Source organism: Bradyrhizobium prioriisuperbiae, assembly GCF_032397745.1.
Classification (GTDB): domain Bacteria; phylum Pseudomonadota; class Alphaproteobacteria; order Rhizobiales; family Xanthobacteraceae; genus Bradyrhizobium_A; species Bradyrhizobium_A prioriisuperbiae.
On the sequence record NZ_CP135921.1, the window covers coordinates 72,438 to 92,501 of the forward strand.

Below are 20,064 nucleotides of genomic sequence, written 5' to 3' on the forward strand. Positions count from 1 at the left end.
GCTCACCTCTGCAATTGTTCGAGCGGCAATGAAAACCGAAATTCCGTCGTCCCCACCTCGCGCGTCTGCAACCAGACGCGCCCGCCATGGGATTCGACGATCGACATGCAGATCGGCAGGCCGAGGCCAAGCCCCTCATGCTTCGAGGTGGTCAGCGGCTGGAACAGCCGCTCGGTGGATTCGTTGCCGACGCCGGGGCCGTTGTCCGACACGCCGATCTCGATGCGTTGCGGTGCGTCGCAGCGGCAGGCCTTGATGCGAATGCAGCCGTCGCTTTGCCCTGCGTCGACAATCGACTCGATCGCATTACGGATCAAATTAAGAACCACCTGCTGCAATTGGATGCGATCGCCGCGGATGGCAGGCAGATCGTCGGAGACGTCCATGTCGATCCGGATCTGCTTCTCGAACGCTTCGGCGCGAACCAGCGTCAAGGCATCGTCGAGCATGCTGGCGATCTCGATGGCACTGACATCCGGCCGGCCGCGACCGAGAAACTCCCGGACATGGCGAACCACGCCGCTGGCGTGATCGACCTCCGCGATCATGGTGGTCAGATTGCGGTCGGCGCGCTCGAGATCCCCGTTGGGGGTCCGCAGGATATGCTGCGCGGAGCGCGCGAGTGCGCGGGCCGCCGTCATCGGCTGATTGATCTCGTGCGCCAGTGCCGACGCCATGCCGCTGACCAGATTGAAGCGCGCGGCCTGCATCGCCTCGGCTTCCTTTTCTTTCACCCGCGCTTCCGCTTCGCGGACCAGGCGATCGGAGCTCTCGCGCTCGCTGACCACGGCGCCCACGATCAATCCGGTGGCGGTGAGGACCAGCATCAGGGCCTGCAACTCCATCAGCGCCTGCGCATCGTAACCGTGAGGGTGCAACAGCCCGACCAGGCCAAGCTGTGTCACCGCAAGGCTGAGGCAGGCGCCATCGAGCCCGTGCCGAACGGCGGCGACAACGACCGGCGCGAACAGGAGATAGAACAGGCGAAAACCATACGCGCCCTCGCTGCCGATTACGGCCCAGAGCGCAGCACCGATCACGATCACATACAGCAGGCCTTCGGGTGCAAACGACATCAGCCGGCCAACAGCCAAATCGCGCCACCGGAAGGCAAAACGCAACACAAGCGGCGACAGCGCCGCGATGCCGAGGATGTCTCCGACCAGCAGGGGAACGGACGTCGCCAGGATGTCTGTGGTCCCGATCCGCCCGGCCGCGATGAGAAGCGGGTTGACGACGACAGCGACGGTGACGGCTCCGACCAGGCCGGTGCCGAGCAGCACCAGAACATCGCGAAGATGGCTGAGCGCGACGTCAAGCCGCAGCAACCGGCGCGCCGCGAAAGCGATCAGCGTATAGCCCGACGAGGTGATGGCCGCGGTAGCAATGATCAGGACCCACTCGCGCTCGCTCTGCATCACGAAGATTTCAGCGAGAATGATGCCGACAAACAGCACCAGGCCGCCCGGCCAGCCGATCAGCACGATCAGGGCAAACAACACGCCCAGGCCCGGACTCCAGGGCGTGACCGGCAGGCCGTTGTACTGATAGACCGGCCCGCCCCACTCGAGTGCGACATAGGCCGCCAGAAACGCCGCCGCGACAGCGCCCTCCAGGATCAAACGCAACCAGCGGGCCGGCGCGAGCAGGCCCGAGATATGCGGAGAACTCCTGAAAGTATCTCCTCCCCCGAAAATCGACCTCACGGACGGTTGCTCCCGTCTTCGGTGAATAGGCGTTCCTCTTTATTCTCCTAAACTACGATCGAATGGCCGGCCTGGAAAGGGCGGCGGCGGGCCAGATGCCCGATCCGCCGCGCTCAATTGCCGCGTGCCCTATCGCTGCTGCAGCAGTCTCTCGGCGTCCTGCTTGAGCAGATAAACCGACACTGCCAGCAGCACCACATCCTTCATCAGGAAGGGCACGTTGCCGGCCATCGCCGGAAATCCACCGGCCGAGGCGGCCCAGCCGTTCGGCATGAAGGGAATGATGGTGACGGTCATCAGGAAGGTGACGGTCGAGCCGAGCGCGCCAAGAAGACCAAGCCGCGTATCCCAGAAACCCGCCAGCAGCAGCGCGCCAAAAGTCCATTCGGAGACGCCGAGAAACCAGCTGGCGCCGCGGATGCCGAACACCGGATACATCCAGGAGATCAGCGGGCCGTTGCTGATGTAGGGGATCAGCACCTGGGCTTCATAGTCGAACCACTTCTGGTAACCGAAGAAGGCGAAGATGATCACCATCGACGCGCGGACGAGGTGGAGGTCGAGATCCCTGGCGAGCAGGCCAGAGGCCTCCAGGATACGGACGAGTGGAAGCATGGCTCTGTCGATGAGCGTAGACATGGTCTTATCCTTTTTGATGCTGAGGGGCCGAGGAGCGGACGCTGCGTGCGGCAAGCGCCCCGCCCTCGCTCGGGATTACGCAATCGCCGGAAAGTCGACGACAGTGTCGTTGATGCGGTTGAAGACGTTGGTGAAGGTGATGACGGCGAACGCGAGGCTGATGGCGACGAGCTGCTGGTCGGTGTAGCCGGCCTCCTTGATCGCGGCGAAGTCGCCATAGCTCAGCGTGCCGTGGGTCTGCGCCAGGGTGCGCACGAAGAGGATCAGCGCATCGCGCTTGGTGTCACCCGTCGGCTCATCCTCGCGGATCTGCTTCAGCACATCGGGCTTCAGGCCCGCGAGCTTGCCCATCTGGCTGTGCGCGGCGACACAGTAGTCACAGCCGGCGACCTCGCTGACGATCAGCTTGACGGTTTCGCGGTCCTGCTTGCTCAGCGTGCTGCCAGCCAGCGCGGCGTCGGCCGCCAGCATCGCCTTGAGCGCGGCGGGATCGAGCGCGCCGATGGCGGCATAGGCATTCGGCACGGTACCTGCGGCCTTCTTGATCTGGGCGAAGAGTTCGGCAGTGGCGCCGGTGGCGGATTCAACAGTGGGGGTGGAGATGCGGGACATGTGAGGCTCCTTCGGTGGATCGGTACCCGGGATGAGCAACGACGACGATGTGAACCTAGGCGCCGGAAATGAGATTGATAATGCCGATTAAACTCGATTATATGCTCATTCGTCTCATTTACTCGTCTCATTTTCCGGGATCGACATGCCGCCGCCGATCGACTGGCTCAGCCACCTGTTCGAGATGATGCCGGTGCGCGGGCATCTCGACCTGCGCTGCTTCTACGGCGCCCCCTGGCGCATCGATCAGCCGGCCACCGATCCCGGCGAGATCCAGTATCATGTGCTGCTCGGCGGATCGGCGATGCTGGAGGATCCCGATGGCGGTCCGCCGCTGCGGCTGAACGCCGGCGACATCCTGCTGTTGCCGCACAGCGCGGCGCATGTGCTGCATGACGGCAGCGGCAAGCGCGCGAAGCGGGCCACCAATCGCGACGGCCTCAATTTCGTCATCAGCGAGAACGCCGGCAGCGGCAGTCGCCTGGACATGCTGTGCGGCCGCTTCGTGCTGACACCACCGCACGACCGGTTGCTGCAGAGCTACCTGCCGCCGCGCCTCGTGGTGCGCGCGACCGATCACAGCGCGGCACTCGCATCGACCGGCACAGCGACACAGGTGGAGGCCCTGGTGGCGCTGATGCGAACGGAGTCGGCGCAGGACAGTCTCGGCGGCCGCGCCATGCTCAACGCGCTCTCGGCCGCGCTGTTCGCGCTGACGCTGCGGTTGGCCAGTGAAACGGACCAGGCGCCGCACGGGCTGCTCGCCCTCGCCGGCCATCCCCGTCTCGCGCCGGCACTCGCAGTGCTGTTTCATGAACCGGCGAAGCCCTGGTCGCTGCCGGAGCTGGCGAAACTCTGCAACATGTCGCGGGCGACACTGGCGCGGCATTTCCAGGAGAGTCTGGGGCGCTCGGCCAGCGAGCTTCTGACCGACATCCGCATGACACTGGCCGCGCACGAACTGAAGGCCCCCTCGGCATCGACAGGCGCGGTGGCGGAGGCGGTCGGTTATCAATCGGAAGCCGCGTTCCAGCGTGCATTCAAGGCGCACATGGGCGTGACGCCGGCACAGTGGCGACGGGGGGCAAGGGGCGGCGGTGGATAGGGCTTCGTCCGGGCAAGATCGATATACGCTGAAGAATTGAAGCGTCTCACCACTCTCAGTGTCGTCCCCGGCTTGACCGGGGACCCAGGGCGGATTCAAACAGTCGTCGCAACACGAATTGTTTTCCGCTCATGACAGCAGCTCGTCAAGCGCCTCTGCCGGCGTTTTCCAGCCCAACGTCTTTCTCGGTCGGGCATTGAGGGCCGCTGCCACGGCGGATATCTCGTCAGCGCTGTGGATGCTCAGGTCTGTGCCTTTCGGGAAGTACTGCCGCAACAAACCGTTGGTGTTCTCGTTAGTGCCACGCTGCCAAGGGCTTTGCGGGTCGCAGAAGTAGACCTGGATACCCGCATCGATCTTGAGACGATCGTGCTGAGCCATTTCGGCTCCCTGATCCCAGGTTAGCGAGCGGCGCAGCTCTTCGGGCAAGGTGATGATGGTGCGCGTGATCGCGTCGCGCACGGCCTCGGCCCCGTGTCCTGCGAGTGCAGGCCCGTTCTTCGTGCGCGGAGCTTCGCCATGCCCCGCCAACCGGGGAAGGTGCAATAGCATCGTGAAGCGCGTCGTCCGCTCGACCAGCGTGCCGATTGCCGAGCTGCCAAGACCGAGGATAAGGTCTCCCTCCCAATGTCCCGGCACCGCTCGATCGGCCGCTTCAGCAGGGCGCTCACTGATCATAATCTCCGGCGAGACGAAGCCCTTGCCTCGCCTGCGTACGCGCGCCCTGGGCATCCGTAACACACGCCCTGTTCGCAAGCAGGCCGTTAGCTCGCGGCTCAGCGCCCCACGACCCTGAACGAAGAGGGCTTGATAGATCGCTTCGTGGCTGATGCGCATCCTCTCGTCGTCCGGGAAGTCGATCGGCAAGCGTCGGGCAATCTGCTCAGGGCTCCAGGCCTTGGCCCATCGCCGTTCCTTGCGCGGGCCATGCCGGCGGCCCTTCCACGGAACGGCGGGACCATGAACGGGAGCACCGCTCGGGGCCACGACGATGCCGGCAAGTCGCTCTTCCACATAAGTGTGCAAGGCGATGTTGAGCGCAAGCTTCGTCAGCTTGGGGCGACGGGCCGATCGATCTGCATGCCACTGGGCAGTCGTCGCCCGGTACTCCAACCCGCCGCTGCGGGTGGCCGCATTGCGCCGCAGTTCACGGGAGATTGTCGAGGCAGCCCGCCCGAGGCGACGCCCAATCTCCTGTATGGAATGGCCCTGCACTTTGAGAAGCGCGATCTCCTCGCGCTCCACCAATGACAGGTACCGCCCAGAGAGCGGCTTTGCCGAAGATCTAAGCATCGCTGGTCGCATGCCGCCCGCCTGTCGGAACCATCTGGTTCCGACAGTTTGTGACACTCCGGCTTCGAGCGCAGCATCTTGGCTACTCGATCCCGTAGCGATCGCCCGCCAGAATCTGTTTTGTTCATCGCGCCCCGCAACAGGCGGCCGTCCTGGCGATGGCAATGGCGCTCGACCGGACCGGGCTGATCGCCGCTTTCGAATCTTCATCGCAACCTCCAACTTCAGAGTGTTGCGACGACTGTTTGAATCCGCCCAGTAGACGCAGGCGTTTGTGATGTGCTCCACGCTTACCCCACTCACACTGGGCGTACTGGATGCCCGCGGTCCAGGCTGTGTGAGAACTGCGGCAGGGAGAGGCAGGTGGGAAACTGGAGAGGTTAGGGCCGGCTCAAGCCTGTAGCGGGCGTAATCGCTGCAGTAGGGGGAGGACGCCGAGGGCGTTGATCGTGCGCTTGAGGTTGTAGCTCAACACGCCAAGTGCCAGTTCGGCTTTTGCCTTCTTCAGTCCGCGCAGCAGGAACCGGGGGAGACCCATCAGCCATTTCATCGTGCCGAACGGATGTTCGGCGGTCTCCCGCCGCAGCTTCATCCATGTAGGATCGGCGACCGCGCGCCGGTGCATGGCCTCGCGAGCGTCCTCATGGAAGCCGCGCACAACGACCCGGCGTTTTCCACTGGTGCATTGCGGCTTCAGCGCGCAGCCGCGGCAAGCCGCGGTCCAGTATTGATAGTTGCGGTTGGCACGCGAACGTCGGCGCCGCGTCAACATCTCTCCGGCCGGACAGCGCCAACTGTCGGTCTCGCCATCATAGGCGAAGCGCTCGCGGCTGAAGTATTGCTTACCCGCAGGATTGACCGTCTCGGCGTGCGGCACGACAGCCGTGATCCCGTCTTGCTCGCACAGAGCCCCGTGCTCGCCATTCGAATAGCCGACATCGGCGACCACCGTCAGCTCCTCGACGCCAAGGGCCTGCTTGCCCTGCATCGCCATCGGATGAAGCTGCTGATGGTCATTGCCTTCGTTGGTCAGTTCAAAGGCGGCAATCAGATGATGTTTCCCGTCCACCGCAATCTGTGCGTTATAGGCGACCTTGTGCCCCTGCGGGGTACGCATCAGTTTGGCCTCAGGCTCCGTCACCACCAACTGCTTGAGCCCGCTCGCCGCCAATTGCTGGGCCCGAGCCTGCAGCTCGACCTGCCGAGCTTTCAGCGCTTCGATCGCTCCTCTCACGTCGGCCGGCGCCTTTGCCACTGCCGGCTCTTCCCGGTCAGCGGCGTCCATCTCCGCCAGATAGTCCTCAATCTTGCGCTCGATCGCAGCGTTCATCTTCTCAAGCTTCTGCGCAGTGATCACCTGCTTGCGGCTGGCCACCGCCGCAATCTTCGTTCCGTCGATCGCCAGAAATTCGGCACCAAACAAGGCCTGCTCGCGGCAAAAGCCAATGAAAGCCCGGCACACTCCGGCAATCGCCCGCGCATGATCCTTGCGGAAGTCGGCGATCGTCTTGAACGAGGGCGTCAGCCGGTTCAGCAGCCACATCACCTGGATATTGCGGCAGGCTTCCGCTTCCAGCCGTCGGCTCGACCGGACGCGGTTCAAGTAGCCGTAAACATAAAGCTTCAGCAGATCCCCCGGCGCGTAGGGCGGCCGGCCCGTCTCTTCCGCCATCACCTTCGTGAACCCTTGCGCCGCAAGATCCAGCGTATCCACAAAGACATCAACCACCCGCACAGGGTCGTCGGCCGCAACAACCTCATCCAGAACTTCAGGAAAAAGCGCCGTTTGATAGCGCGATTGTCCGCTGACGTGCCCCATCCCAGCCCCGAATCAATTTGGCTCTCGCATAGTTCAGCACATCTGGGTTTTCACACAGCCTGGGTCGCGGGCATGACAGCAGAATGTGGAGAGACACCTCGGCACACAAGCAGGAAATCTTAGCGCCTCGACAATGACGGGAGTAGAGGGACTGCCTATGGCTGCGCCTGCGCCACAACCACCAGCACTTCGGCCTTCTGCTTGCCAAGGCTGCGCAACTCGTGCGGGGTCTCGCCGGAGAAATACAGGCAATCGCCCTTCTCCATCACGATCTCCTCGCCATCGAGCTTGATGGCGATGCGGCCGCTGACCACGAACAGCATCTCCTCGCCGGGATGCGACGCGCGGGTCGCGGCCTTCATCGGCGGGGTCAGCAAAAACGGCTCCATCATCTTGCGGGTGCGGGCGGCGGCAAGTGCGGACAGACCGAAGGTGCCGTCCCTGACCTGCTGCGCGCCCTGCTCGTTCTGGCGGAACAACGTGTAGCGCGGCTCGGGACTGGCATCGGGGTCGAACAGGTAAGTCACGTTGATCTCAAGCGCGGCGGCGAGACGCAACAGCGCCGCAATCGACGGCACTTTAAGGCCACGTTCGACCAGCGAAATGTAGCCGCGCGTCAGCTTGCTCGCGCCGGCCAGCCGGTCCAGCGTCAGGCCCTTCTCCATGCGTACCCGGCGCAGATTGAGGCCGACCCCCGCGGTCTTGCTGATATCGAGCAAAGCAACTCTCTCCGTCCTGCGCAGCTCTCCTCGCCGTGAGGGCCCGGCTGTGCGCCAGGGCCCTGAGTCGCGCCGCCCGCCAGCTATAGCACCAAATCGCGGGAGCGCTCATCGGGCGGCAAGAATGCATCCAACAGTAAACATGCCTGCGGAAATGTCAGGCAGCGCCGAAAATAATATAGGCAAATCCGGATCAAAATCAATGAAATCAGCGGTTTAATTGGGCATTTCACACATCTTGCCGATTTTGCCGCCAGATGACGATTTCAAGGCTGTTGATTTCTGACAGTAAACATGATCGATTTTCAGCTGCCAGCGACGTGCCGGGCGGCCGCGGGCGCACAGAAGAAGACCCCATGCACTTTTCGAAACCTCGACCGAGGACGTCGGTCAGGGAACGTGGCTTCGCGTCCGAATTCAACGATTTCATTGGAGAATGAAAGATGGCCATCGCAGAGGACTTCAGTGTCACGCAGACGACCGACGAGGGGGCCGACATGCGCCGCATCGTCTGGTCCAGCGTGATCGGCACAGCCGTCGAGTGGTATGACTTTCTGATCTATGGCGCGGCCACCGCGCTGGTGTTCAACAAGCTGTTCTTTCCGGTCGGCAATCCGGCGCTGGCGACGATTGCAGCGTTCGGCACTTATGCGGTCGGCTTCCTGGCGCGTCCGCTTGGGGCCGCGATCTTCGGCCATTATGGCGACCGCATCGGCCGCAAGGCGATGCTGGCGATGACCATCGTCATCATGGGGCTAGGCACCTTCCTGATCGGCCTGCTGCCGACCTATGAGCAGATCGGGATCGCCGCTCCGATCCTGCTGGTGATCCTGCGCTTCCTGCAGGGCATCGGCATCGGCGGCGAATGGGGTGGCGCGGTGCTGATGGTGGTGGAGAACGCGCCGGTGAAACAGCGCGGCTTCTTCGGCAGCATGGTGCAGGTCGGCAATCCGATCGGCAACCTTGCGGCGATCGGCGTGTTCGCGATCGCCACCCAATTGCCGGAGAGTGATTTCCTCATCTGGGGATGGCGGATTCCGTTCCTGCTCAGCATCGTGCTGATCGCGGTGGCGCTGTACATCCGGTTGAAGCTTGAGGAGACCCCGGCCTTCGTTCAGCTCAAGGCCAAGAACGAGGTCGCACCGATGCCGATTGTCGAAATCTTCCGGCATTACCGACGGCCGTTCTTCACCGCGGTCGGCCTGAAGATCTCGGAAATCGCCTATGCCAGCATCGCCGGCGTCTTCGTCATCTCCTACGCCACCACCCAGCTCGGCCTGCCGCGCGCGACAATCCTAAGCGGCGTGTTCTGGGCATCGTTCGTCGCGCTGTTCACCATCCCGCTGTTCGGCTGGATCTCCGACCGGGTCGGCCGGAAGATCATGTTCTACGCGAGCTGCCTGTTCTGCATGCTGTTCGCGTTTCCGCTGTTCTGGCTGCTGGACACCAAAAACCCCGCGATCGTGACCGCGACGGTGGTCGTGGCAATCAGCTGCGGCCAGATGGTGATGTTCGGGATCGGTGCCCCCTGGTACTCGGAATTGTTCACCGCGCGGCTGCGCTACAGCGGTGCATCCCTCGGGTTTCAGGTCGGCGCCGCAATCAGCGGCGGTCTGAGCCCGCTGATCGCGGCATCGCTCCTGAACTGGAGCGGCGGCGCCACTTGGCCGATCTCGCTGTTCCTGATCGCCTGCGCACTTGTAACCATGATCGCCACCCGCGCCGCACCGGAAATGGCGGGCAAGGAATTGACCTGAGACAAACGTAAGAGCGCCATCAAAAGGCAACCCAAGAGCGCGGCCAGCAGATAGCTGGCCGTCGCATCATCTCGGAGGACAACACATGCTCGATACGATCAACACGACGTCCAACACCGCCGGCGCAACGCTCGCCTGGTGCGGCGTGGTCCGCCATCTCCACCTCACACCGCGCGCATTCCTGCCGATGCGCGCGATGCCGCAAATCACGCTGGTCGCCGGCAAGGGCATCGAGGGCGACCGCTACATGATCGGGCGCGAGGAAGGTTTCTACTCGCACAAGCCGGAAGACGGACGCCAGGTGACACTGTTCGAATGGGAAACCCTGGTGGCGCTGAAACGCGACGCCAACATCGATCTCGGCCCGGAGGAGCATCGCCGCAATGTCACGGTGGAAGGCGTTCCGCTCAATCACCTGGTCGGACGTCGGTTCTGGCTCGGCGAGACGCTGCTGGAAGCGACGCGGCTGTCGATCCCCTGCCGGCATATCGAGGAGATCACGGGCAAGGCGATCTTCGATCCGCTGATCAACCGGTCCGGCCTCAATTGCCGGATCCTCACCGGCGGCGTGGTGCGCCTCGGCGACAGCGTCCGGAACGCCGCATGAGTAAAACAGCAATCACGACCATCAAGACAGTCGTCGTCCGTATCGACGACGTCGGCGTCGACACAAAGGCGTTCGTGCTGGAGGATCCGGATCAATGGGAGCTGCCGCCGCATCACCATGGCGCCCACATCGATTTGCACCTGCCCGGCAAAATCGTGCGCACCTACTCGCTGTGCAACGATCCGGCCGAGCGGACGCGTTATGTGGTGGCCGTCAAGCGCGAGGCGGAAGGACGCGGCGGCTCGCTGCTGCTGCATGACCGCGTCAGCGTGGGCGACGTCATCGGCGTGACGCTGCCGCGCGGCGGACTTCGCCTCGCGGAGCACGCATCGCGCCTGATCTGCGTGGCCGGCGGCATCGGCGTGACGCCGTTTCTGTCATCGGTGATGAGCCGACAGGCCGACTGCCGGCTGCATCTGATCTGCCGCGACCAGGTGCCGTTCCTCGATCAGCTGGCGCCGCTGATCCGGCGCGAGCGGGTCATCGTGCATCGGACAGTGCTGTCCGGACGCCCGGATATCGCCGCACTGCTCGGCCGCCCGCAACCCGGCATTGCGGTCGCCTGCTGCGGACCGGACAGCCTGATTGCCGACTTCGAACACGCCGCGCAGGAATGGCCCGACGAGCGCAAGCACATCGAGCACTTCGTACCGCCCCCGCTGCCGGTCGATCCCAATGCAAAGCCGTACACCCTGGTGCTGGCCCGCTCCGGCTGCGATATCGTTGTGGAGGCCGGCCAGACCATGCTGTCCGCGCTTCAGCAAGCCGAGATTGACATTCCAGCATCCTGCTGCGGCGGCATCTGCGGCTCATGCAAGGTGACGTGGCTCGAAGGGCAACCGGTGCACCGCGACCGCATCCTGTCGCCAGCCGAGCGCGAGCGGCACCTGATGGTGTGCGTTGCGGGCTCTGCATCGGAGCGATTAGTGCTGGAGTTGTGACGACCGGTTCGTTCCCGGCGCGCGATCAGCCAGGGCGCTGTCCACCATCGTTGCGTGCAATACATAACGCAGCGGCCCCTGCGTCACCGCGTCGAACGGCCAGCAGGTCGACAGCACCAGTTCGCGCTGGTCGCTGAGCGGATCGATGCCGGTGGCGTCGAAGCGCACCACCGAGCTGCTGTCGGCGCGGTAACGAAACGTGCGGCCGTCGCGGCGGGTGACGGCGATCTCGTCGCCGACCGCGACATCCTTCAGGAACGCGAAGTGGGTGTCGCGGTGGGCGGCATAAACCGCAACGCCACGCTCGCCGGCGTCCGGTGTTTGCTCGACCTGGCCGGGACCAAACGCCAGCGCCTGGCCGCTGCTGCCCGCCAGCACGATGGCGCTGGCGCCAATCCGCTTCACCTCGATGCGCGCGACCGGCCAAGTGTCGGCCCACGGCCACGGCTTGACGTCGTGGCCGGTGACGATGCTCTGCGCGAATGCGCGCTGCAGCAGCACCTGCGCGAGCAGCGCCTTGGCATGGATCCAGAGACCGCTGCCGATCAGTGCGAGGCCGGCGGTGGCGAGGAGGAGGATTACGACGCGGCGCATGAAGGGACCTGTAGCCCGGATGAGCGAAGCGATATCCGGGTAAAGTTTTTGTCGAGACTGCTCCCGGATGTCGCTTCGCTCATCCGGGCTACTTTCGTACAAGTTGCGCGCGCGGCCGGGGCGGGCCGCGCGCGCAGGGGAGGATGCGGGGACAATCATCCTTCTCTCGCCCGGCGTCAGCGGGCGGACGAACGCCGGTTGAGCATCAACAGCGTCAGGCTGAGCATCAGCAGCACCGAGCCGGCGATCAGTTGCAATTCGGCGTCGGTCGCGGTCTGCGGCAGCTTCACGACATTGGACGTGGGCGCGACGGGGGAGCGGGCGTCCGCAAGCTGGACATTGCCGGCGTCAGCACGTCGTTCGCCCGACTGTTCGCTTGGCGGCGCGAGGCGCTGCTGCGGACGGTCGCCAAAGAGCTTCGCGTAATCCCAGCCGGCCGGCAGGTTGACCGGCAGCGCGCTCAGCTTGAGCGGCTCGCCGTCGGGGCGGCTCGGGGTCTGGTCGACCGCAGCCAGGCTGGTGAGGCGCGAGACCAGCTGGTGTTCCAGCGCCAGTGACAGAATGGCCATGTCGGCATCCTCTGGTTTCATCTGCTTCATGGTGCGGGCGATCTCGGCGTCCGCGATCTTGCGCCGGGCCCAGAGCTTCGACAGACCCTTGCCTTCGGCGGCGTTGGCCAGCGGCAGCGCGACGCTCCAGGGGCGATCGCCGACGCGGCCCTTGATCGCCACCGTGCCGATCAGACGATCGAGCCGCACTGCCAGCACCAGCGGCTCGCCGCGATAGATGTCGGGGATGGCGAGCGGCGTAATGTCCGCATTGGCATCGGAGAATGTCGCCGTGAGGCCGGTGACGGCAGGGTTTTCCAGCTTGGCGAACAGACCACGCATACGCTCTTCCACCTGCTCGACCGAACCGATGTGGGTGAAGGTGCCGCGACCGAGTTCGGCGGCACGGGTCATCAGGTAGGTGTTGGGCGCCGAGCCGATGCCGACCATGAAGATGCGCGAGCGTCCCCGTGCCTGCGAAATCGCATCGAACAGCTGCTGCTCGTTGCCGATGGCGCCGTCGGTCAGGAACACGACCTGGCGCAGATAGCCGCTGTCGTTGCCATTGCGATCGTTCAGCGCCGCCTGCATCGCCGGCACCATCTCGGTGCCGCCGGCCGCCTGCAGCCGATCGACGAACGCCTTGGCCTGACCGACGTGCTCGGCATCGGCCGGCACGGCACCCTGGAACAACACGTCCATGGTGTGGTCGAAGCGGATCACATTGAAGCGGTCGCCGCGCTGCAGCCGTCCCAGCGCATAGATCAGGCTTGCCTTGGCCTGCACCATCGAGGTGCCACCCATCGAGCCGGAATTGTCGATCACGAAGATCACTTCGCGCGGCAACGGCTTCTGTTCGCTCTGATCGACGGCTGGCGGGGTGACGAATGCCAGCAGATAATCGGCGCTGCCGACATGCTCGCGGAACAGGCCGACCGACGGCGCCTTGGCCGCGGCGGGTTTCCAGGTCAGCTCGAAATCACGATCCGCCGGCACGACGCCATCGGCGAGCTTGATCACGCGAGTGCCGTCATCGGGCGTCTCCGTGGTCACCGCATGATGATGGCTTTTCACCTCGCCGAGCGGAAAGCCGGCCTGCAGGCGCACGGTGATGCTGGTAGGATTGATCGGCGCATTTACGGCCGGATCGAGCACGGGCGGCGAGATGCTGTTACGGTCCGGCACCGGATCGTTGACCGTCCGGCCCCAGCCACCACCATCGGAGCGCAAGTCGACGCTCTGCACCAGCGGCGCGGGATTGTAGCGCGGTGCGATGACCATCGGCACCCGCAGCGAGAATTCGTCGCCGGACTGTGCGACAGGCTCCTGATATTCGATCTGTATCAGCACGGTTTCGCCGGGGCCGATATTGGCCACCGAATTGGTGAACAGATTCGGTCGCTCCTGCTCAACCAGCGCCGCCTTTTGTCCGTCCGCCTTGGCGCGCTCGTAGATCACGCGCGCCTTGGCGCGCTCCTTGATGTCGCCGATGACGACACGATCGCCGATGATCATCTTCAGCGTATCGACCGCGCCACCGTCAGGCAGCGGATAGGCGTACACCGCCTCGACGAAATTCGACTTCGGGTTCTTGAAAACTTGTGTGACACGGGCACGGATGGTCGGCCCGGACACCACGAGATCAACATCGATGCCGAGCCGCACGGCTTCGGTGTAGTCATCGCCGCCGCTCTTGAGTAGCAGCGAGCCGGCACGAACGTCGCCGGGCTTCATCGCCACCGGCACCGGGCTCTCGGCGGAGCGCCCCGGCTGCACGTTCACAAAAAAAGCCGCGACCCCGAACAGGAGTGCGGCCAGGCCTCGTCTGCGGCGCCGCCACGACGGCTCCGCGGACGAGGCCTGGTTGGGTTGGTTTCCGTACTGGAAAAGTTGGCAGGTGGTCATGGGGCGCTTCCTGAGATCGGAGATTGATCGCTCCCTGTTGTCCAATGACCGGCCCGTCGTCGCGAGCGTGATGATCCGGAGAGTTCCGCCACGGTCCGTGAGGATGCGCACCAGCGACGGAAGGGACGTCCGGGTTTCTGGCTGAAATGTGCGGGTTTGTGATGAATTGTACGTCTGTTAGGATCGCGGCAGGATTCGAAGGGATTAATAATGCCGGCGTCTGACAAGGAGCTTTCGGCCCAGCAAAGCCGCGATGTGGCGGCGACCGTGCGCGAGGAGCTCGCGCGCCGCCACATCTCCCGCCAGCATCTCGCCGAGCAGGCCAAGATCAGCCTCTCCACCCTGGAAAAGGCGCTGGGCGGTCACCGCCCGTTCACGCTCGCCACCACCGTGCGGCTGGAACAGGCGCTGGGCCTGTCGCTGCGCCAGACTCAAACCGCCAATACCGCCGGCAACAGCGGCACGGCGCCGGCCGCGGCAGTCACCAACGGCGACGTCGCCCCTGATGGTCTCGGCGCCTATTCGCGCCGCTCAGTCGACTGGATCGAGGGCCGCTATGTGACCGTGCGCCCCTCGTTCGGCGACAAGGAAGCGATCTATGCCTACCTCACGGAAATCGCCTGGGACCCGACCACGTCATGCCTCACATTCCGCGAGGGCGAACGGCTCGACGCCGCGTTCACGCAATATGGCGAGGTCGCGGTGCCGAACCAGTCCGGGCATGTTTATCTCGTCACCAATCGGCACGGCCAGCATCGCCTGATCACGCTCTCGCGCCCGATCTACGGTGAGATGTATGGCATCATCACCACGCTGCTGGCGGGCCGCGGCTCGCTGCTGACACCGATCGCCGCCCCGATCGCCTTCCTGCCGATGAAGGCCATTCCTAATCCAAGCTTCGGACGCATTGCACCCGCCGATGCCAACCACGCGCTGTACCGCAAATATCTGCAACGCATCGCCGACGAACCATTCGCACTGTTCGTGCAGGGGTGAGCGCCGCCGGCGCGATCGCGGAAACGCAGCGTCAGGCCGCCGGCCAAACCTTGCCGAGAAACCCGAGCACCACATCGTTGAACAGCGCCGGGCGCTGCAGCGGCGCGAAATGGCTGACATCTTGCAACAAGATCAGATCCGCGCCGGGAATGCTGCGGGCGAGATATTGCGCATGCTCCAGCTTGATGAACTCGTCATCTTCGCTCTGCACGATGGCAACGGGAACGCGGATCTCGCCGAGCTCCCGCGCCGAATAATTCGGCTGCGTCTTCATCATCTGCCCGACGGCATCAGCAAACGCCTTGAACTGGTCCGGCGTGGCCGACAGATCGGCATAGTCTTTGGCATGTCGTCCCAGACATCGCTCAACGATTGGCTTCATCACGAACGGCTTGGTGCCGCTGGGATCCATGTTGCACGCAAAGAAGAACACGCCGGCGATCCGCGCAGGCGCCTGCATCGCAAGAACCAAAGCGACGCATGCGCCGTCGCTCCACCCCACCATGGCGGCCTTGTCGAGGTGAAGAGCGTCCATCACCGCCAGCACATCGGACGCCATCAGCTCATACAGGAAGGGCCGCGTATCACGCGTGCTGCGGCCATGGCCGCGGCTGTCGATCAGCACGACGCGCCGGCCGGCGGCGACCAGAACTGGCACCTGATAGCCCCAATTGCCGCTGTGGCCGAGGCCGCCGTGCAACAGGATCACGGGCGGTCCTGATCCATACGTTGCGTACCAGATCCGCGCACCGTCGTGCTCCACATGACCCTGGTCACCCGCGACCGGAAGCGGTGTTGCGCCATGTTCGGCGAAGTTCAGGAGATCGTCGTCGCACAGGTCCATCTTGCCGAACTTTCAGAGATCGATGCAGGGCCGCTGCATCACGCCAGAGCGCGCAGACCGGCCCGCAACATCACGCCGTCGCTCTGCGCCAGGAGTTGATCGTCGATTTGCCGATGGGTGTCCCGCCAGATCGGCACCGCCGATTGTAACAGCAGCCGCCCCGCTTTGGTCAGCGTCAACAGACGCCCACGCCGATCGGCCGGATCGACCGCGGTTTGCACCAGGCCGCGCCGCTCGAGCGGCTTCAGATTGGCCGTCAAGGTGGTGCGATCCATTGCCAGCAGCGCGGCGACCGAACCGATCGAGGGCGGGATCGCGCGGTTCAGCGATGTCAGCAGCGAAAACTGTCCACTGGTCAGGCCGAGCGGCCGCAGCGCCTCGTCGAAGCGACGCGCCAGAGTGCGGGCCGCGCGCTGGGCCGCGAGGCACAGGCAGTGGTCGCGGACATGGAGCGTGGTCTCGAAGGAGATCGACTTTGCGTTTGACATACCTTTTTATGTTGATATCAACGTATTCTGTCAAGAGATCGCAGGGAACCATCCTGCGTGCCGGACGGCGCGCCTGCCCGGGAGATCAATCATCATGAAACTGCACTATGGATGGGTGATTGTCGCCGTCGGCGCGCTGATGACCTGCGTCGGCATCGGCGCCATGTTCCCGCTCGCGGTGTTCCTGCAGCCGATATCGACGGACACCGGGTGGAGCCGCGCCGGGATCTCAAGCGCGATGACACTGGATTTTCTGGTGATGGGTGTCGCGGCCTTCGGCTGGGGTGCGCTCAGCGACCGCATCGGCACACGAATCGTCGTCCTGGCCGGTGCCGTGTTGCTGGGGTTTGGCCTCGTGCTGGCGAGCCGCTCGACCAGCCTGCTGCAGTTCCAGCTCACCTACGGCGTGCTGGTCGGCGTTGCCGCCGGCGCCTTCTTCGCCCCGATGATCGCGGCAACCACCACCTGGTTCGAGACCCATCGCAGCCTCGCGGTGTCGCTGGTCTCGGCCGGCCTCGGGGTGGCGCCGATGACAATCTCCCCGTTCGCAAGCTGGCTGGTTTCGGCCTATGACTGGCGCACGGCGCAGCTGACCATCGGCATCGCCGCATGGATCCTGCTGATCCCGGCCGCGCTGCTGGTGCGACCACCGCCCGCCCCGGCTACTGATACGGCGACAGACGCTGCGACCGACACGCCCGCGATGACGGTTTCGAGCGCACTGCGCTCACCGCAATTCCTTGTGCTCGGCCTCACCTTCTTCACCTGCTGCGCGGCGCATTCGGGACCGATCTTCCACACCGTGAGCTACGCCATGGTCTGCGGCCTGCCAGCGATGGCTGCCGTCACCATCTACAGTGTCGAAGGACTCGCCGGCCTCGGAGGTCGGCTGCTGCTCGGCATCCTCGCCGATCGTCTCGGCGTCAAACCGGTGCTGGTCACCGGGCTTTTGGTCCAGGCGCTGGCGGCAGGCAGCTATCTGTTCGTTCGCGGCCTCGGCGAGTTCTATGCCGTGGCGATGATTTTCGGCCTCGCTTATGGCGGCGTCATGCCGCTGTATGCGGTGCTGGCGCGGGAGTATTTCGGGCCGCGCATCATGGGCACGCTCTTTGGTGCCGCGGCCATGCTGTCCAGCATCGGCATGGCGCTAGGACCGCTGGTCGGCGGCTGGATCTTCGACAGCTTCAACAGCTACAGCTGGCTCTATATCAGCTCGTTTGCCATCGGCGTCGGCGCCGCTGGGATCGCACTGGCCTTTCCACCGCAACCGTCGCGGCAGGCCGCCCGTCCGCAACCGGCCTGATCGCGTGCGTCAGCTCGCCGCATCGGCGCGATCGGCGTTTGCCTAACAGCGAACAGGCGTGCTGGCGACCCGCCATCCCGGAGCAACTATAATCCCGGCGATTCGCTGCCGCCGAGAGAGCCATGAACGAAACACTGATTGCCGCCTGCCAGATGTTCCTTGTCCCTGCCACTATTCTGTTCGGGGCACTGGGGGTCGCCAACACCCGCGGGCTGAAGCTCTTGGTGTGCTTCATGGGCGTCGCCACCACCGGGCTGTGGCTTTATCGGGTGTGGTTCTGGAGCGGGCTGTCGATCATGGACCGGCGCGTCGCGCTGGGACTGGCCGGGCTCTATGCCCTGGCTTGGGTGTTCACACTGCTGGTGCAGGTGAAGAACATGGTGGCGCCGGGTTACGAGCGCCGCTGATCACCACTGCCATCCGGACATCGACGTCTGTTTTCGGACCGATCATGCCGCCCAACACAACGATGGGCGAAGCGACGACGGTCTGGCCATCATGTCAGGAGAATGGATCTCAGGCTTCCGTGCGGCGCTGGCCGGCCGCGTTCTGGAACGAGTCATAGGCATGAGCGAGGAAAATGCCTGCGCTCAGCAGGCCACAGCACATGGCAACAATCTGCAGCATCATAACGGTCCTTCAAGCCCAGCCCCGGGCCCAGCTACGTCTCCGAGCCTCATCCGATTGCGAACCGGTATTGCCCTGAGTGCATGACCACGTAACGGTACGCAGCCCCGCACAGTCAACGAGAGTCGTTTGACCACCGATGCATTCCCGTCGCAGTGTCGCATTCCTGCAACGAACCGGGATCAATTGCGCCAACGGCGAGGCAGGAATCCGCCGCAAAGCCGGCCGGCCATGCATCGCCAATCCGATTGTGGACACGGTTAGCGTTAATGCTTTTCGTCGGGCGAGATATCGATGCCGCCCGTCCTCGGCGCACCGCCGACTCAGTTGCCCACTGCGGGGACCCTCCCGGTAAGGTTGATCGGTGAGGTTAAAACCCGACTTTGGATGCCAATTTTTGCGGTCCTGCTAACGCTGACCGGGTTCCGCGCCGTTGCCGTCGACCCCAGGAATCAACGGTGACGCGTGCGGAACAGGGGCCGCCGGAGCTGCTGCTACGGCGGCCCCACTTATCTTGAGGGCGACGCCATGCGGACAACAGGCCGCAGAATAGCCTCGGTGAGTTTCGGCGTGACCACCCGGACCATCAGGAACAGCAGCAACCCGGCAGGCCCGGCCAGGGAGGTCAGGAGCAGGCAGGGCACGATCACGATCGGCGCAACACGAAGCTGGGCGCTCTCGTGCACGATCCAGGCGCCGACAAACAGATCGAACGCCAGATAGTGCAGCCAGCCGGCGACCAGCAACACGTCGCTGGCGAACAGGACGCGGATCTGGATCTGCTCGATCGAGCCGAATCCACCCCGGGCGTGCTGCCCCACCCTCCGGCAAGCAGGATGACGTAGGCGGCCGCCAGCAGACCCGGAATGATCACGGTCGCGACCCGCTTTGTCGAGGAACGCACCAATATGCTGGCGGCGATTTCCCATGACCTGCGCACGCCGCTGACGCGGCTGCGGTTGATGGCGGAATATGTTCGCGACGACGAGCAGCGCAGCGAAGTGTTGTCGGATATCTCCGAGATGGAGACCATGATCAAGTCCTCGCTGGCGTTCGGCAGCGCGGAAGCCCGGCGCGAGCCGTATAGCATGGTCGATATTGCCTCGCTGCTGATCAGCCTATGCGATAATTTTTCCGACATGGGACACGATGTCGGCTATCAGGGCGCCGACCATGCCCAGCTGTCGTGCCAGCCGGTGGCGATGCGCCGCGCACTCACCAACCTGATCGACAACGGCCAGCGTTATGGCGAGCGGGTGAACGTGCGGCTGCAAAACGAAACGCAAGCCATCGTCATCGTCATTCAGGATGTCGGCCCCGGCATCGCGCCGGACCAGGTCGAACGCGCCTTCGCGCCGTTCCAGCGCCTCGATAGTTCGCGCAATCGCTCGACCGGCGGCACCGGATTGGGATTGGCCATCGCGCGTGACGTGATCCGCGGCCACGGCGGCGAGATCACACTTGCGCCTGCGGAAACGCCGCCCGGTCTGCTGGTCACCGTGCGGCTGCCGAAACCGACCATTGATACGAAGCTGCGATAGCGGTCGAGACAACGGCCACG

The 20,064-nt window shown here is 64.3% G+C and carries 19 protein-coding genes; 8 read left to right on the forward strand and 11 right to left on the reverse strand.

Going from position 1 to position 20,064, the window contains the following annotated elements; all coding sequences use genetic code 11:
- Positions 1-2 precede the first annotated feature (2 nt).
- The 3 genes from RS897_RS00330 to RS897_RS00340 form a co-directional block, all read right to left on the reverse strand.
- On the reverse strand, positions 3-1,706 hold the full coding sequence (locus RS897_RS00330) for an ATP-binding protein (RefSeq protein ID WP_315834639.1): 1,704 nt from the start codon (positions 1,704-1,706) through the stop codon (positions 3-5).
- A gap of 129 nt (positions 1,707-1,835) precedes the next feature.
- Positions 1,836-2,345: a YkgB family protein gene (locus RS897_RS00335; protein ID WP_315834640.1), complete on the reverse strand. Its 510-nt coding sequence runs from the start codon at positions 2,343-2,345 to the stop codon at positions 1,836-1,838.
- Between the two features lie 75 nt (positions 2,346-2,420).
- Positions 2,421-2,957: a carboxymuconolactone decarboxylase family protein gene (locus RS897_RS00340; RefSeq protein WP_315834641.1), complete on the reverse strand. Its 537-nt coding sequence runs from the start codon at positions 2,955-2,957 to the stop codon at positions 2,421-2,423.
- A gap of 145 nt (positions 2,958-3,102) precedes the next feature.
- On the opposite strand from RS897_RS00340, the gene RS897_RS00345 reads away from it, so the two are divergent.
- Positions 3,103-4,062: an AraC family transcriptional regulator gene (locus tag RS897_RS00345; protein ID WP_315834642.1), complete on the forward strand. Its 960-nt coding sequence runs from the start codon at positions 3,103-3,105 to the stop codon at positions 4,060-4,062.
- A 129-nt stretch (positions 4,063-4,191) separates the two neighbouring features.
- Here RS897_RS00345 and RS897_RS00350 read toward each other — a convergent pair whose 3' ends face one another.
- The 3 genes from RS897_RS00350 to RS897_RS00360 form a co-directional block, all read right to left on the reverse strand.
- Complete coding sequence (locus tag RS897_RS00350; RefSeq protein WP_315834643.1) at positions 4,192-5,565, reverse strand: IS30 family transposase; 1,374 nt, start codon at positions 5,563-5,565, stop codon at positions 4,192-4,194.
- Between the two features lie 181 nt (positions 5,566-5,746).
- On the reverse strand, positions 5,747-7,174 hold the full coding sequence (locus RS897_RS00355) for an IS1182 family transposase (RefSeq protein ID WP_315831270.1): 1,428 nt from the start codon (positions 7,172-7,174) through the stop codon (positions 5,747-5,749).
- A 155-nt stretch (positions 7,175-7,329) separates the two neighbouring features.
- The gene (locus RS897_RS00360; RefSeq protein WP_315834644.1) at positions 7,330-7,893 is read right to left on the reverse strand and encodes a helix-turn-helix domain-containing protein; all 564 of its coding nucleotides are present in this window, start codon (positions 7,891-7,893) and stop codon (positions 7,330-7,332) included.
- A 443-nt stretch (positions 7,894-8,336) separates the two neighbouring features.
- Between RS897_RS00360 and RS897_RS00365 the strand changes: the two genes are divergently transcribed.
- The 3 genes from RS897_RS00365 (at position 8,337) to RS897_RS00375 (ending at position 11,198) form a co-directional block, all read left to right on the forward strand.
- Positions 8,337-9,650 carry an MFS transporter gene (locus RS897_RS00365; RefSeq protein ID WP_315834645.1) on the forward strand — a complete coding sequence of 438 codons (1,314 nt, stop codon included), beginning with the start codon at positions 8,337-8,339 and terminating at the stop codon, positions 9,648-9,650.
- Positions 9,651-9,735: 85 nt separating this feature from the next.
- Positions 9,736-10,257 carry an MOSC domain-containing protein gene (locus RS897_RS00370; RefSeq protein ID WP_315834646.1) on the forward strand — a complete coding sequence of 174 codons (522 nt, stop codon included), beginning with the start codon at positions 9,736-9,738 and terminating at the stop codon, positions 10,255-10,257.
- Positions 10,254-11,198: a PDR/VanB family oxidoreductase gene (locus RS897_RS00375; RefSeq protein WP_315834647.1), complete on the forward strand. Its 945-nt coding sequence runs from the start codon at positions 10,254-10,256 to the stop codon at positions 11,196-11,198. The genes RS897_RS00370 and RS897_RS00375 overlap by 4 nt, the downstream gene beginning before the upstream one ends.
- Here the strand turns inward: RS897_RS00375 and RS897_RS00380 are convergent.
- Both RS897_RS00380 and RS897_RS00385 read right to left on the reverse strand, forming a co-directional pair.
- A complete protein-coding gene (locus tag RS897_RS00380) occupies positions 11,181-11,792 on the reverse strand; it encodes a class GN sortase (protein ID WP_315834648.1) in 612 nt (203 codons plus the stop codon). The genes RS897_RS00375 and RS897_RS00380 overlap by 18 nt on opposite strands.
- 176 nt (positions 11,793-11,968) lie before the next feature.
- Positions 11,969-14,245, reverse strand: coding sequence for a marine proteobacterial sortase target protein (locus tag RS897_RS00385; protein ID WP_315834649.1), 2,277 nt, complete (start codon positions 14,243-14,245; stop codon positions 11,969-11,971).
- 210 nt (positions 14,246-14,455) lie between these two features.
- On the opposite strand from RS897_RS00385, the gene RS897_RS00390 reads away from it, so the two are divergent.
- Positions 14,456-15,241 (forward strand): helix-turn-helix domain-containing protein, encoded by a 786-nt coding sequence (locus RS897_RS00390; protein ID WP_315834650.1) that lies wholly within the window; start codon positions 14,456-14,458, stop codon positions 15,239-15,241.
- 31 nt (positions 15,242-15,272) lie between these two features.
- On the opposite strand, the gene RS897_RS00395 is transcribed toward RS897_RS00390, so the two are convergent.
- Positions 15,273-16,085 carry an alpha/beta fold hydrolase gene (locus RS897_RS00395; RefSeq protein ID WP_315834651.1) on the reverse strand — a complete coding sequence of 271 codons (813 nt, stop codon included), beginning with the start codon at positions 16,083-16,085 and terminating at the stop codon, positions 15,273-15,275.
- A 38-nt stretch (positions 16,086-16,123) separates the two neighbouring features.
- Positions 16,124-16,573, reverse strand: coding sequence for a MarR family winged helix-turn-helix transcriptional regulator (locus tag RS897_RS00400; RefSeq protein WP_315834652.1), 450 nt, complete (start codon positions 16,571-16,573; stop codon positions 16,124-16,126).
- A 94-nt stretch (positions 16,574-16,667) separates the two neighbouring features.
- Between RS897_RS00400 and RS897_RS00405 the strand changes: the two genes are divergently transcribed.
- Positions 16,668-17,876, forward strand: coding sequence for an MFS transporter (locus tag RS897_RS00405; protein WP_315834653.1), 1,209 nt, complete (start codon positions 16,668-16,670; stop codon positions 17,874-17,876).
- Between the two features lie 122 nt (positions 17,877-17,998).
- Positions 17,999-18,283 (forward strand): hypothetical protein, encoded by a 285-nt coding sequence (locus tag RS897_RS00410; RefSeq protein WP_315834654.1) that lies wholly within the window; start codon positions 17,999-18,001, stop codon positions 18,281-18,283.
- 729 nt (positions 18,284-19,012) lie between these two features.
- Here the strand turns inward: RS897_RS00410 and RS897_RS00415 are convergent.
- Positions 19,013-19,324 carry an abscisic acid-deficient protein Aba4 family protein gene (locus tag RS897_RS00415; RefSeq protein ID WP_315834655.1) on the reverse strand — a complete coding sequence of 104 codons (312 nt, stop codon included), beginning with the start codon at positions 19,322-19,324 and terminating at the stop codon, positions 19,013-19,015.
- A 45-nt stretch (positions 19,325-19,369) separates the two neighbouring features.
- Between RS897_RS00415 and RS897_RS00420 the strand changes: the two genes are divergently transcribed.
- Positions 19,370-20,044 (forward strand): sensor histidine kinase, encoded by a 675-nt coding sequence (locus RS897_RS00420; RefSeq protein WP_315834656.1) that lies wholly within the window; start codon positions 19,370-19,372, stop codon positions 20,042-20,044.
- Positions 20,045-20,064: the final 20 nt, after the last annotated feature.